General features: G+C 61.4%; 11 protein-coding genes. 8 read left to right on the plus strand and 3 right to left on the minus strand.

Going from position 1 to position 13580, the window contains the following annotated elements:
* The first annotated feature begins 148 nt into the window (after positions 1-148).
* From AB0H37_RS18980 to AB0H37_RS19000, 5 genes are all read left to right on the plus strand, one after another.
* Positions 149-328, plus strand: coding sequence for a hypothetical protein (locus AB0H37_RS18980; RefSeq protein ID WP_360614027.1), 180 nt, complete (start codon positions 149-151; stop codon positions 326-328).
* A 344-nt stretch (positions 329-672) separates the two neighbouring features.
* Positions 673-1239, plus strand: coding sequence for a peroxidase-related enzyme (locus tag AB0H37_RS18985; RefSeq protein WP_360614029.1), 567 nt, complete (start codon positions 673-675; stop codon positions 1237-1239).
* A 610-nt stretch (positions 1240-1849) separates the two neighbouring features.
* Positions 1850-2413 (plus strand): dihydrofolate reductase family protein, encoded by a 564-nt coding sequence (locus AB0H37_RS18990; protein WP_360614031.1) that lies wholly within the window; start codon positions 1850-1852, stop codon positions 2411-2413.
* A gap of 323 nt (positions 2414-2736) precedes the next feature.
* Positions 2737-3951 carry a tyrosine-type recombinase/integrase gene (locus AB0H37_RS18995; protein ID WP_360614033.1) on the plus strand — a complete coding sequence of 405 codons (1215 nt, stop codon included), beginning with the start codon at positions 2737-2739 and terminating at the stop codon, positions 3949-3951.
* A gap of 152 nt (positions 3952-4103) precedes the next feature.
* Positions 4104-4601 carry a hypothetical protein gene (locus AB0H37_RS19000; RefSeq protein WP_360614035.1) on the plus strand — a complete coding sequence of 166 codons (498 nt, stop codon included), beginning with the start codon at positions 4104-4106 and terminating at the stop codon, positions 4599-4601.
* 725 nt (positions 4602-5326) lie between these two features.
* Here AB0H37_RS19000 and AB0H37_RS19005 read toward each other — a convergent pair.
* Entirely contained in the window at positions 5327-5893 is a 567-nt protein-coding gene (locus AB0H37_RS19005) for a helix-turn-helix transcriptional regulator (RefSeq protein ID WP_360614036.1), read from the minus strand.
* Between the two features lie 498 nt (positions 5894-6391).
* Here AB0H37_RS19005 and AB0H37_RS19010 point away from each other — a divergent pair, with 498 nt between their 5' ends.
* The 3 genes from AB0H37_RS19010 (at position 6392) to AB0H37_RS19020 (ending at position 9994) form a co-directional block, all read left to right on the plus strand.
* Positions 6392-6637, plus strand: coding sequence for a hypothetical protein (locus AB0H37_RS19010; RefSeq protein WP_360614038.1), 246 nt, complete (start codon positions 6392-6394; stop codon positions 6635-6637).
* On the plus strand, positions 6618-8990 hold the full coding sequence (locus AB0H37_RS19015) for a hypothetical protein (RefSeq protein ID WP_360614040.1): 2373 nt from the start codon (positions 6618-6620) through the stop codon (positions 8988-8990). Before AB0H37_RS19010 ends, AB0H37_RS19015 begins: the two co-directional genes overlap by 20 nt.
* Positions 8991-9205: 215 nt before the next feature.
* A complete protein-coding gene (locus AB0H37_RS19020) occupies positions 9206-9994 on the plus strand; it encodes a hypothetical protein (RefSeq protein WP_360614042.1) in 789 nt (262 codons plus the stop codon).
* 6 nt (positions 9995-10000) lie between these two features.
* Here AB0H37_RS19020 and AB0H37_RS19025 read toward each other — a convergent pair whose 3' ends face one another.
* Positions 10001-11359 (minus strand): DNA methyltransferase, encoded by a 1359-nt coding sequence (locus tag AB0H37_RS19025; protein ID WP_360614043.1) that lies wholly within the window; start codon positions 11357-11359, stop codon positions 10001-10003.
* A gap of 66 nt (positions 11360-11425) precedes the next feature.
* Entirely contained in the window at positions 11426-12766 is a 1341-nt protein-coding gene (locus tag AB0H37_RS19030; protein ID WP_360614045.1) for a serine/threonine-protein kinase, read from the minus strand.
* Between the last annotated feature and the right edge of the window lie 814 nt (positions 12767-13580).

Here is a 13580-nt window from a genome sequence, read left to right on the forward strand (position 1 = left end):
TGCAACAGCGCCTATTTCCTGGGATAGGTCATCTAAATGACGCCCCAAGGATAGGCACACTAAGAAACTGATTGTTCGGCCTGTGCTCAGCGATCTCGCGCATTGCACCAAGATGGCCATGGCGTGTGTCCGCACTAATGGGGACTCGTTGACGCTGGAGGAAACCGTCTCCGGCGTCGAAAGCGTCGCAGAGGCAATCTGCCTCGTCGGGGAACTCCTCCGATCACTGACCGAGCAGAGGGAGCATCTTCGGGGACTGGAGGTCACCGAACGCCGGGAAGGATCATCGCAGCTAGACATCCTGGACGGTGCGTTGGAGCACCTGTAGCACCGCAGGACGTGGCGGGCAGGCCGGACCGCGCGGCGGTAGCCACGAAACGGTCCGGGGTCGCCACGAGCACCTCGTAGCCGAGCGCCCGGCACGCCGGGCCAGCGGCACCAGCAGATATAAGTGACCGTGCAGAGGCACGCTGGTGAACAGGCCCCGCATGGCCGCTCTGGCATGGTGCTGAGGACGGGCCGCCAGCCTAATTGACCCCGCGAAGCCGAATGTCGGCATGTCCGGAGTTGGCACCTTCTTACCCCTGCCCTGGGCGCGCCCGATGCGAGACACTTCCTTGTGCACGGAGTGCGAATCGCTCCCCCGACGCGGGGACGACGATTGGAGAACCGATGCCGCATATCGCCCTGGGGAACGACGCGTCCGGAATCATCTCGCTGTTCGCCTACCGGCCCGAGACCGCCCGTCCGTTGAGCGAGCTGGCCGAGGTGCTGCTGCGCGGCCCGAGCTCGCTGAGCCGCGGCGAGCGGGAACTGATCGCCTCCTACGTCTCGGCCCTCAACGACTGCGAGTTCTGCACCACCTCGCATGCGGCGTTCGCCGCCGCTCAGCTCCCCGAGGGCATCGCGCTGGTCGACCAGGTACGGGCCGACCTCGAGAGCGCGCCCGTCCCGGCGAAGCTGAAGGCCCTGCTGCGGGTGGCCGGCGCCGTCCAGCGGAGCGGGCGCGACGTGCGGCCCGAGGACGTGGCCGCCGCCCGCGCCGAGGGCGCGACCGACGTCGAGGTGCACGACACGGTGCTGATCGCCGCCGCGTTCTGCATGTTCAACCGGTACGTGGACGGCCTCGGCACGACCCTGCCCGACGACACCGCGGAATACGCGGCGTCCGCCGACGCGATCGTCAGCGGCGGATACCTGGCCATACTCGGCCGTCCGGAGGCACGCGCCGAGGCATAAGTCGGCAATTGCGCCGGTGAGCGCCCTGGGAGTAGCCGCCTGCGCGTGTCCTGGGAGAGCTGTGTTCGAAGCGTGATAACGCGTGGAACGACAGCCGGCTCTTGCGACTGCCTGCAGAGCACCCGAACGCTGATCGTCAGGTGCTGCGCAAGGTGCTGGCCGAGCTTGAGGCTCGATTGCTGACCTCCACGAGCAGACCCATACGCGGCTGTCCTGGCGCTCGCGCACCGGCGGGAACTGGAACCGAACGAGGTGCAACGCCCAGCCGGATTGCCCGGCGCGTCGGCGCGTATGCGAGCCGCTCTCAGACGTCGCCTGGCCGAACGGTATCCCGAGAATGGTTGATGCCAGAGTCATCATCGCTCTCCGCCCAAGCCGTCGTCCTCACAGTCGCCCTGCAGTAGACCGGTCGCGTAGCCACCCCTGGACTGATCTGTGGAGGCCAAGCGCTGCGGTGCTGGGAAGGTCGACGGCGCGACCGTCCGCTTTTCAGAAGTAGCAACGACGGTGATCACGCCGAAGCGAACCGGCCTCGGCGTGGCCTGACCGCTGATTTTTCCGCGCCGTGCTGGTCTGTACGCCGACAACCGACTCACAGGAGGCTGACGCCATGCGGAAACTGACCTTCGCCATGAACCTGAGCCTGGACGGCTTCATCGCCGCGCCCGGCGACGACCTCGGCTGGAGCGTGCCGAGCGACGAGCTGTTCCAGTGGTGGTCCGACCGGGTGGGGGCGACGGGCCTGGCGCTGTACGGGCGCAGATTGTGGGAGACGATGAGTTCCCACTGGCCGACTGCCGACCAGCAGCCCGGCGCCACACCGGCGGAGATCGAGTTCGCCCGCCGCTGGCGGGACATGCCGAAGGTGGTGTTCTCCTCCACGATCGACAAGGTCGACTGGAACACCCGCCTGGTCACCGGCGACGCGGTCACCGAGATCACCCGGCTCAAGGCCGAGGATGGCGGCCCCATTGACATCGGCGGCGCCACACTCGCCGCGGCGGCGATGCGGGCCGGGCTGATCGACGAGTACGTGCTGCTCACCGCACCGGTCCTGGTGGGCAGCGGCACGCCGTTCTTCACGGCGCTGGACAACTGGGTGAACCTGACCCTGGTGGAGACCCGGACCTTCCCCGACGGCGTACTCCTGACCAGGTACGAGACCAGGCGCTGAATACCCAACCTCGGATCGCCCGTGCATCGGGCCACCCAAGGATCTCGCGGCGCTGTGTTCCGAGGCGATCGTGATACCTGTCCCGGATCACAGGCCGCGCGTGTAAGGGATCGACACACGGACACACGTTCTCTGGAACCCCGCGGGTGCGTCGGTGGGGTTCGTCAAGTGTGTTCCCGAGCACGGCTGGTTCCGCCCCCGTGGGCTTCACCCGGGTGTCGTCCTGGTCGCGGTTGTCGGCCCCCGACACACGATCGCCCACCCCAGAACGACTACCCCCACGCGCACAGCCCGCCCCAACGCCGCAGACCGGCTAAAACATCATGCAAGTCGCGAGGAAGGGAGAGGGGTTCGACACGGAGACGGGCCTTCCCGAGTCCATGGTCCGGGCCCAACTCTCGGTCACGTGGTTCGACCTCGCGTGCCGGTTCGTAGATCTCAAGTGGCCGCACGCTGCCGCCAAGTCCCGGACCGGCATCGCCGATGCACTCGCGACAGTCACGTCCGTCCTAGTGACCACGAAGCGCGGGAAGCCAGACGACAAGGTTCTACGCGCCGCGCTGTACGGCTGGGCCTTCCACAAGGTCCGCCGCGAGACGACCAAGCTCACCGGCAAGGAGGCCGCCGCGCTCAAGTGGCTACAGGACAACTCGTTGAGGGTCGTCACGCTCAACGAGAAAGAGCAGCGGTCCCAACTCATCCGCTCGGCACTCGACACGATCGCGCTCAAGATGGACGGCACGCCCGCCGCGGCGAAGACCGTCGCCAGGAAGCGAGCGATCTTCTACGGCGCGCTCAACTACGCCGTAGAACTCGACATCTTGCCCGCGAATCCCATCGACCGCGTGGCCTGGAAAGCCCCGGCCATCGCTGAGGAGGTCAACCGCAACGTGGTGGCCCGGCCTCGGCAGGTCCGGGCACTCCTGGCCGCGATCGAGGACAAGCGACCCGAACTCACCGCGTTCTATGGCTGCCTGTACTACGCCTACATGCGGCCCGGTGAGGCCAAAGTCCTGCGTAGGGGCGACTGCATCGACCTGCCCGAGGAGGGATGGGGGCAGCTCTTGCTCAGCGGCAACTCGCCCCGTGTCGGGTCGGAGTGGACGGACACCGGGACGAGTCACGAGGAACGGCAGCTGAAGCACCGGGCAAAGAAGACCGCTCGCCCCATCCCGCCCGAACTCGTCCGGCTGCTGCGCCGCCACCTGGCCGAGCACGGGACGGCGCCCGACGGTCGGCTGTTCTCCGGCGGGCGCGGTGGGCCGCTCTCAGAGAGCGTGTACGGGCGCGTCTGGCAGCTCGCCCGCGACATGGCGCTCACGCCCACACAGGTGGCCTCTCCCCTGGCCGGGCGACCCTACGACCTCCGCCATAGCGGCGTCACGCTCGCCCTGAACGCCGGCGTCCCGGCGCCCGAGGTCGCCCGCCGCGCCGGGCACGGCGTCGACGTGCTGCTACGGGTCTACGCCGGGTGCATCGACGGCCACGAGCACATGTGGAACGGCCGTATCGAGGACGCTCTCAAGGACGACGACTAGGGGTGTCTCGAAGTAGATGGAGCTATTCGTTCAGGGTGACTCTGAGGAAGACCCATTGCGTGTTCCTGGGTGGTCAGGACTGTCTCCACTGCCCTCTTTGTCTAGGAAGGGGGACCGCACCAACGTGCGGACGATCCAAATGGAGACATCTCATGACAAACCAGACTTCGGCTGCTTCTCCGAATCACGGGAGTGGGACTGAGTACTTCGCGGTCATCACGATTGCGGGCCTATGCCCGCTTCCTGTGGTGATGGTGGGCTCCGAACAGGTGACGAGCACCGTCTGGGTGCACAACACCTACACGTTCAAGTTCACCACGTCGGTGGAGACCCGCAGTGACCTCTACGAGCGGACGATGGCAGAGCTTCGTGAGCTGCGCAGGCGCGAAGTTGCAGCGGACGAGGTGGTCGTGTGCTACTCGGTGGGGGCCAACCAGCTCACCGAAACCGACTACCACGTCGTCATCTCGGCCGAGAGGCAACTCGGCTCGCTGCTGCGGAAGGCATTCACTGAGGGCATGGGCACGGTCGAACCCGGCGATACCCGCGAGCGATTCTTCCAGTCTGCGCGACAGAACCTCCCGGAGGACCTGTGGAACGGGAGCATCCTGGAGTTCGTCTTCGAGCCAGACCGGATCACTGCGGCTTGAGTGAGGGCTCAAGCCGCATCGAACCGCCGTGAGCGTTACGGCAAACCTTAGGGGCGGGAGGGGAATCGGTTCCCTCCCGCTCCGTCTTGTCTAACCGGGATACGGCCGGTTGGGGCGCCCGGGTGGCTAGTTTGGTGAGCTGATAACGACAGGCGGCAACTGGGCCTCCGCGTGAGGGTCGGTGTGCATGACCAAGCTCGGCGGCGACGTGGTGGTCCTCGCCCGTGGCAGGGCCGCACACCTTTTAGTCGAGCCCTGAGCCGGAGGCGGGAACCGAAGCAGCTGAGGCTTTTGCGCCTGCTGGAGCATTGAGCGTGTGTCCGGGATGGGCGACGTGCTGACTGGCCCCTTGGAGGTCACAGCCCACACACAACCTGTCCCGCGACTGTCCCGTGAACACCCGGCAATCACCGGGAACGGTCGGGAGCTACCGGGAAGCAACGAGAACGGCCCCTGACAGCGTTCTAGCTGGTCAGGGGCCGTTCTACGTGGTGGTGGCGGGTGCAGGGTTCGAACCTGCGTAGGCTAAGCCGACGGATTTACAGTCCCACCGCCCAACCCCGCTGACCTGCATGGTTCCCGGTAATTGATCGAAGTTCGGCCTGTATTCGGCACACGCCTTGGGGCGTCGCCCAGGAAGGCTCGGGCGCTTGAACCTTGCCAACGGCCAACGCGCGAACCGGTGGCCTCCACCGAGGCACCGAGGCATGCGTTCCCTTGCTGCGTCAAGCCTTCTTCTTGACGAGCAAGTCCTCGATGGCCTGGATGGCCTTCAGTCGCTCCCACCTGGAAGCCTTGCGAAACTCCAACGTCAGCGCGTCCCATGTTCGCACGTCCTGAGCAAAGGCGATCATGCTCGGGTCAGGCTCGGGCGCATACCCAGCCACCTCCAGCAGCTGGAACGCCCCGATACGCGCTCCTGGGTAGTACTCCGCCAGAGCCCGACCAAGCTTTTGCACGTCGCGGTAGGAAGGTTGAGTCCCGCGCTTCCACTGGCTAAGACGCTGCTCCCGGATGCCTGCCAGCCGCTCAAGGTCGGCGTACGTGAAATGCAGCTGTGACAGGCTCATCTGGTCGTGGATGTACCCGACGACTGCTGGACCGCTCATGTGCGCAACCTTGCCAGTGACCACCTGCCGACCACCCAGGGTGGCCGAATGCGGCCTCACAGTAATAGCTGTGTCCATGAGCTCGACTGCACGCCATCTGATCCATCGCAAGATCAGCAACGTCCAGGACGATCCATACAGCGCGCTGACCAGCATCGCAACCGCCCGGACGCCCACACCCATCCGCGATCATCCGATCCCGTTGTTGGCACCGCCCGTTAGCACCCCCATCCCTCCCGGAGGGTGCGCCCGCGCGAACGGCGAGACGCTGCGACAGACAGATTCGCGCGGGCGTACCCGCCGGCCCGCGGGGGGCTGGGGGCCGCGAGGCCCCCGCTTCACCCTCGTCCAACTGACATAGTCGCTCTGCGCGGCTTCGCGCATCGAGACCCGACCCTCCTGTTCGGGCAGGCGATCCCCGAGAGCTACACCTCTCCTCTTCCCTGATCACAGACCTACCGAAGTCGACAACTTTGCTCAAGCTCGCAGGGCTGCCTAAGTGGTAGACATACGACCAGCCCGCCAGTCCCTCCTCTACCTGGTGATCCACCTACGTGTCCTCTAGTCGGTCTCATGACCACACGTAGGACCTCTTGCCGAGCAAGACCGAGCACAGCGACCGTAACGAATTTTGCCACGCACAGCCATCCACAGAGTGGGCTCTCGTACTAAGCTGACTGAGTGCCTCCAGCAACCATCCTGGCAGGCGTAGATAAGGGGCGTTTAGTGCCAAGACCCCAAGGGCAGCCAATTCAAGAACTGCTAGAAGCAATAACCGAAGCAGCGAAAGAAAGAGGAGCTGAGAACCCTGACAACGACGAAGCGATACCCGAAATCGATCTAAACCTGATACAGCTTTTTCTTGCAGATAACTTCGATGAGCACTCAACTCTTGAGAGGATCGTGAGTGATGCAGTTCAAGATTAACGCTCACTGCCGCCGCGGCCTTCGCATCATTAACGACATTCCAGACATTAAGCTCTGCAGAATCGAAGGATACAACGGGATCGGCAAAAGTAGCGCTATTCGCCTTCTAGAGTTGTGCGGCGGAGGCCAGCCGTTCGCCAATAACACGCAATCGTGGCGCACTTTTCGCGATCAGCTGATACATGCGGATATCGAAGTCCGCAGTTTGCAAGGGGCAGAGAGAATCACATGGGACATGGATCCCACGAGGTGGCCTCAAACGCCGGAACCTTTGGAAGAACTTATCGGAACAATACGAATAGACGATCGAGTTGCAACCAGCAAAGACGTTGCTGAAATTCTCCAAGTCGAACGTATAGTAGTAGGTGAAACTTTCCCTCAGACCCTGGCCACCCGCGTCTCCAGGGAAGCTGCAATGCTGGAGAGTGCATACTCGCTTGTGGCTGAACGTCAACGCGCGGTTGAGATTGTCTTGGGTGCGTTGCAAGAGATGCTTCCACCGTCCGAGATCCTGCGCCTTCCTGCGGACGCAGCGAATCTCAGTGCGGCTGAATCGGAACTGGCCAAGCTTAAGCGTCAATTGAGCGAGCGCGAGCGAAGGATTGAGACCCTAACTGCCGCAGTAGAGACTTCCGATCGGCTCGAAGAGGTTACGGGGCATGGTTCTGAACTCGATGAGCAGATAAATGAGATAACGCAACGCCTCGATCAGCTGAATATCGAACGCGAACAACTCAACCAGCAGATCATAGCTGCCAGCGATCGTAAGCATCGCGATGCAGAGGCGCAGCGCGAACTAACCAACGCCGAGAAACACCTGACTCGCCAGAATCAAAAGTATTCACAAGCAAGAAATTCGCTCATCCAAGCTGCTGGCGAACTAGATATCGAAGCAACCGGACAAGCTATAGCCGAGGGTCTAAGGGCAGCGGAGCGACGGCTAACCGACCTGATCGAGTTGAGACCGAAGATCCATGTCACGCCGGTAATAGTCGAACTCCTGCACCGCTTGACTCAACCACTGGGAGAGGCCTCAGACGCCGAACTGGGTGAGCAAGTGCTGATCGATGCTTCGTCGGAGCACGGTACTTGGACTGTGCAAGAGTTGCTCGATGCGTTTACGCGGCAAATCGGACTCTTGAAGACCAGGGTGGCTACGTCGAATGCTGAGCGCCTCGAAGGGGACATACAGGAAGCTCGGCTTGCGGTGCAGAAATACTCCGACCTCCAGGGCATGCTAGCCGAGGCTGAGACCCTGAAAGTCAACAGAGACCGGGCAGAGCAGCGGCTCCGCAATGCCGCGGCTACTTTGCCGAATAAGGCTATCCACTCCCTTAATGAACTATTGGAGATGCGCAACTCTACAGAGGAGAAGAGCCGCGAAGAAGAGTCACGTGTCGCCCGTCTGAGGCATGCGCGAAGCCTGCTCGGTGGCGGACAGAGTGAGGAGGCTCTGGCAGCGCGTCTCGTTCAGCTTTGCCAAGGGCTCGACGTAGATCCATCACGTCTTCGAGGACGTCAGTCCATCGAAACAGAGGCACTGGAACAACTACGAGAGAAAGTAAGACACGCATCCGAACGCGCGGCCAGGGGACGCGAGGTCGTCAAGACTGGAATCGCCAATGTCGAAGCAACCATCTCCGAGATCAAGGACCGTGGCGATCTCGGATGGCTTCGGAACGGAGCCCCCAGTCTAATGCCCGACGCAGATGCCTCCTTGAGTTCCCGGGTTCAGTCGCTGGCGAAACTCTTTGGGGTTCTCGACCGCGCCCGTGAACGGCTGCAGAACAATGAGCAGGCTCATCTCGGAATCATTCAGGCGCTGCGATACCTAGCAGAGAGGCTGCGCAACGCCGGCACTAACACAGGAACTTGGTCACACGCGGTACACAGTTGGCTTGAGAAGGAGATCAACGAGTGGTTTAACAATGAGCAAGTGCGCGAGGCATTGTTTCCTGACGGTTACGACGTGGAACTCGACCTTAGCTCCATGTCTGCCTCTTGGTCAGTAAATGGTCAACGGCAGACAAGGCCTCTGGATGCTTTTTCGAGCGGCGAGCAGACTCTGGCGTTCACACGAGCTCGCCTCGCCCAGCTTGATATGGACCGTCGCGGCCTAAATCGTCTCATTGCGCTAGACGAGTTCAGTGCCTTCATTGATGTGGACCGCATGGAGTTGCTTGCGGAGTACCTACAGGACAGGCAACGCGCCTATCCTAACGATCAGGTCGTAGTGATTCTTCCACTCAGTACACGTTCGCGGCCTGACGGTGTGAGTACCGACGAAGTACTCTCTTCGAGGATCAGGCAGCTAGAAACGCGCGGCTACTTTGCGGAGGGGCTCGTTACTTGACGAACATGGAGTCGAGAACTACTGAGCGTAAGATCTTCGGCTTGTCGGCAGTTCTCACGCGAAACGAAGTTAAGCACTTGCTTGAGTTGCTTACTCGCCTCTGGGAGGTGACTTACGAAAATCAACTCGGTGACGAGGCTGCGGACCTACAAAGGTGTCAGCCATTTTTTGACCCGTTGGTGAGAGGCCACAAGTTGCGGGAAAGACTCGCTAACTTGCCGAAGATCTCCGAAGCTCTCCAGCGAGACGCGCGACGCCTGGGGGAGCCCTTGGTTACTGATGCAGGCGAGGGGCGATTCCTTGTCGGAATTGAAGCCCGTCTACTTCTTTCGCTTCTAGGTTCCCTCGGCACCTCAGAAGTTTCGGTTCTAACCCTTAACGATATCCACGAAGCCGAAAGCAAAGCGCTCGACGCCTATCGACAATGGTCACGCCAGCGCATTAATCAGGTTATTGCACTGCGCATAGGTCAAGGCAACGAGGTTCTACAGGCTATCTCCGTGGGTGTCGTGCTCACCCTTCTGCTCAACCGATCGACGAGCACCGCCCGTGCAGTTCGGCGGTTGCGGGATCGAGAGAGTGCTGAGATCGATCGAGCCGTCTTCGCATCCGCCACGAGATTTGCTGAACTGATTTCTGTGAGCCGTGGCCGATCAGGCTCTGAGTTGCAACTTAAAAAGGGTTATGGCCTCACGGAGGCTCGGCGACGTCTAGCGCATCGCCTCGTCATCGATCGTGACTCAAGAGACGATGACGGCCTCCTGTATGTCCCGGAACGATACCGGGATGAGGTTGTTGTTTTTCTTGGAAGAGACCTAGCGAGACGCAATTCGCTGACGTCTGAGAAGCTGCAGTTTGCTTTCGATGAGCTTGTTTCTACCTTCAGATCTGAAGCGGGAAAGCTCGCTAATCAGTCGATGGTGTTTGAGCGAGCATCCGACACTCTTCGGCTGCGACGAGAACTGCTCGGAGCATTCGAGAGTGCACGCGCCCCTCACCCCTGATCGCACTCAAAAGTCCGATTTTCGTAGAAGTATTAGACGCTCAGACAACTCAACGTTGTGTCGTACGGAGTTACCCCCCCACCGTTTTCCGCGATGCCGCAGCAGTACGTCCTTCTCCATGACTAGGCCAATCTCTGACGCTAGCTCGCCGATCAATCTTGGCGTATCTATGTAGACTCCGTAGGGTGCGCTGTCGCCGACAAGCCACACTATTGGGGCCCCTCGTTCGAGTGCAGCCGCCATTCGCTCCAGAACCTGAGCGATGGCAAGAAAATAGTCCGGCACGACGCGATCGTACTCTTTGCCTCTTTTGCGCAGCTTTCTCTGATCTTCAAGCTCCTGCGTTAGGCTCATTATCTGTTTTGCTGTGGCAAACGCGCTGAGCCCTTCTACTGCTTCCCTAAGCGCAGGGACGCTGCTCTGCTGAGTTGTCGCGGTAATCATCTCAGCTCGTACGGATGCGCACATCTCTGACCAACTAGTAGCGGCTCCCCAGAAGTAGAGTTCGAGGCGAGTAGCATCCGCATAGTCGAAGTTATTCAGGTACGGCGGCGATGAGACACAGCCTTGCGCTCCTTCTGGGGGCACGGTGTTCCACATCTGCGCCTGCCTGGAATCACCACATACGACTATTCCCTCTGCCTCTTCCGGTTCCGACCTCAACAGGTCTCCCGCTATTAGCGAGGCCCGACTCTCGAATCGAGCGAGCGCGCTTTTATAGCGCGGCTGACGTTGCTCGGCTGGCCGCTGATACGGCCATCCGACACGTGCGGAAGCGACATCACGCAGCGTCCCCAGTACTGCCCACTTAAGGTACGGAGCCCATACACTCGCATCGTTCTTTACGAGTGAGCGTAGGGTGACCAGTTCCGCGAGAACAGGTTCGGTGAAGCACTGTCGAACGAGTTCCGGCTCGGAATCAAGCGAGACTGCAACGCCGCTATCTATCGTTTCGCGCACCAAGCCGACCAGTTCGGCACTGGCGCGAAGTAGGTCATCTGGAGGCGCCGGAGGCCTCTGCAGTTTCAGCTGCGCCAGCTCGGCAATCAACGGATGGGCTTCGATCCCCAGGAAGCGGAGCCCGTTGTTGCGTGCAGCTGTTCCTGTAACGCCGGAACCGGCGAACGGATCAACGATGAGGCTTTGCGATGGCAGTTCAAGCTGATCAAGCAACAGAGAAACATAGTCGGTTGCGAAGCCGGCGGGGTAGCGAAACCATCGGTCGAAAGGCGCTTTGGAGCTAGTACCATGGCTCCGGCCCCGGCCGGAGCCTACTGCTTCAGGGAAGGCGCCGAGGTCCGTCGGGAGCGCTTGAGTACCTGTCGGCTTGTTGGTGCTGGAGTCTTGTGATCCCGTCGAGTGCATACTCTATTTCACCACGGTGTAGGGCCCAACGCCACGGTGGCAGGTGCATTTGATCTTTACTTTCAGTCACTGCCCTGTGACCGGTGAGCGCAAGACAGCTCCAAGAGCAGTACTCTGGCAGGCCCACGAGGCTGGCTGCTGATAGTAAGCTATCACTGCTGGCCGGTCAGCAAACGCGCGAGCCATCGCCGTTCCTGCCTCTTCGTTAAGATCCGCCATCCACTCGATGGTACGTATCCGCTGAGCCCCGTGTTGCCATCTTGCCTCAGCTGCAAAAAAATCTTCTGCAAGATCCTCCGCCAAGCCGATGCGACGGTGGTTTATCAGCGCTTGTAGGACGCTGTGCACAAATGCTAGGGGAGTTCCCGCGTAGCGTGGGTCGCGATCTTCCCAAGGGCTGTGAAGTAGGTGTCGCACCATCTGCTGGGCGAGATGTGCCGCTTCCTGCGGTTTGTCGGCAACCCAAGATTTTACCCGACCAGTCGGAACGCGGGCTAGGTGGTCAATGAATAGCGCTGAATTATCAACGTGATCTGCAGCAAGAGATGTCAATGCGTCCAAGTGAGCGTCTGATCCAAGTAGCAATCTATCTACAAGCTTACGAGCCTGGGTTGCCGGGGGCTCGTCACGGAGAGCAAAGACGATGTCCAGCCTGACTTTCAAATCCGCCATTGTGGCCAAGCGCTGCTCTTTTCGCGATTCAGTGCAGGCCCGGATAAAACCCCGCCAATGTTGGAACTGCCCCTCCGGAAGGAGAGGTTCCCCAGGAGAGGGACGCTGACCAGTGAGGAACCACGCCGCGACCCGACCTAGGCTGTAGACGTCAGCGGCAGGGGTCGCGGACGTCGCGTCTCGCCATATCTCTGGCGCAGCAAATCCTTCAGTGCCCATGCCTACACCCGCCTTGGTCAGGGGGGTAGATGATCCGCGTGGTGGTCGGTGCACGAGACCCCAATCTGCAACGACCCAGCGGTAGCGTGAGGCGCCAGACCCCTGCAAGCCCAGAATATTTCCTGGCGAAATATCACGATGGATCAATTGTTCGTCGTGAGCAACCTGCAACGCATCGGCGACATGAAGAAGTATGGACGCCAGGTCCTCTTCATCTAAGGACGCCCTAAGTTTGTCCAAGTTTCCTTCTGCAACAGGCATCGTGAACCAGGTGAAGCCTGGATCGGAGTCCAGGATGGGCATGATATTTGGATGAGCCAAGGAGCGCTGGACTTCGATTTCCCGTTTCAATCGCTCGCCGGCCATGCCAAATGAACGCGCCCGTTTCAGTGCTACGACGTGTCCATCCGATTTCGCTGTTGCGCGGAAGACCTCTGCGAAGCCCCCTCGACCAAGGGGGACAGCTTCAAGACGATAGCGGTCCTGATGCGGCACCCTGTGCGCCCGTGTGGCCATGACTTCAGCGTAGTGATTCTTGTCGGCCCAGGCACTAACCTGCACAAGTTCCCCTCTGCAACACGCAGTTCTCTGCGCGCGTTCTCGTGGGAACCACTACGCCAAGCCAAGACTGGGTTGGGGTGAGGTGGGATCGGCCGGAACAGGCCGCACGCCCGCCTCACCCCAACCCAGTCGGCGGCCGCGGAGCGGGCGCCCTTGAAGACGTAGAGAAAGTCCTCATTTGGCAGACGGGCACGCTGGCTGACCAGGGGTTTAGGTGCCTTGGCCGCCGATGGCGGGACCTGCTGGCCAGAGTGCCGTGAGGTCGCTCGGGGTGAGTGGGTCTCGGGAGGCGGCCTGGAGGACCGTCGTTCTGGTTGCGCTGTCGGCGCCGGCGAGGTTGGCGAACCGGTCGATTCCGGCGGGGTGGGTCCACAGGTATGAGCGAAGTTGCGGGTTAGCTCCCCTGCCGGTGAGGACGTCGGCGATCGCGGTCTCTGTGGTCCATGGCATGCGGAAGCGGGCGTGATCGGCGGGTTCGGCGATGCTCGTGCCCTGGTTCAGGGTTACGTACAACTCAGCGCGGACAAGTTGGTTGTATTGGTCAAACTTGTGGGCGTAGCCAGCAGATTGTCATCGAGGGCGATGAACAGGGGAAGCGCCTGGGCGAGTCCTTCCAGGAGTACTTGTTGCAGGGCGTGCACCGACATCAGGCGGACCCGGGGGGCCTCTTCGGCGGCGGCTCAGGCTGGCCAGCTCGCGCCCTGGAGACCGTGGCCGAGGACTTCATGCAGGGCGGATTGACGGGCGGCCACCTTGGTGAAGCTGGCGC

The organism is Actinomadura sp. NPDC023710 (genome assembly GCF_040639875.1).
Taxonomy (GTDB): Bacteria; Actinomycetota; Actinomycetes; order Streptosporangiales; family Streptosporangiaceae; genus Spirillospora; species Spirillospora citrea.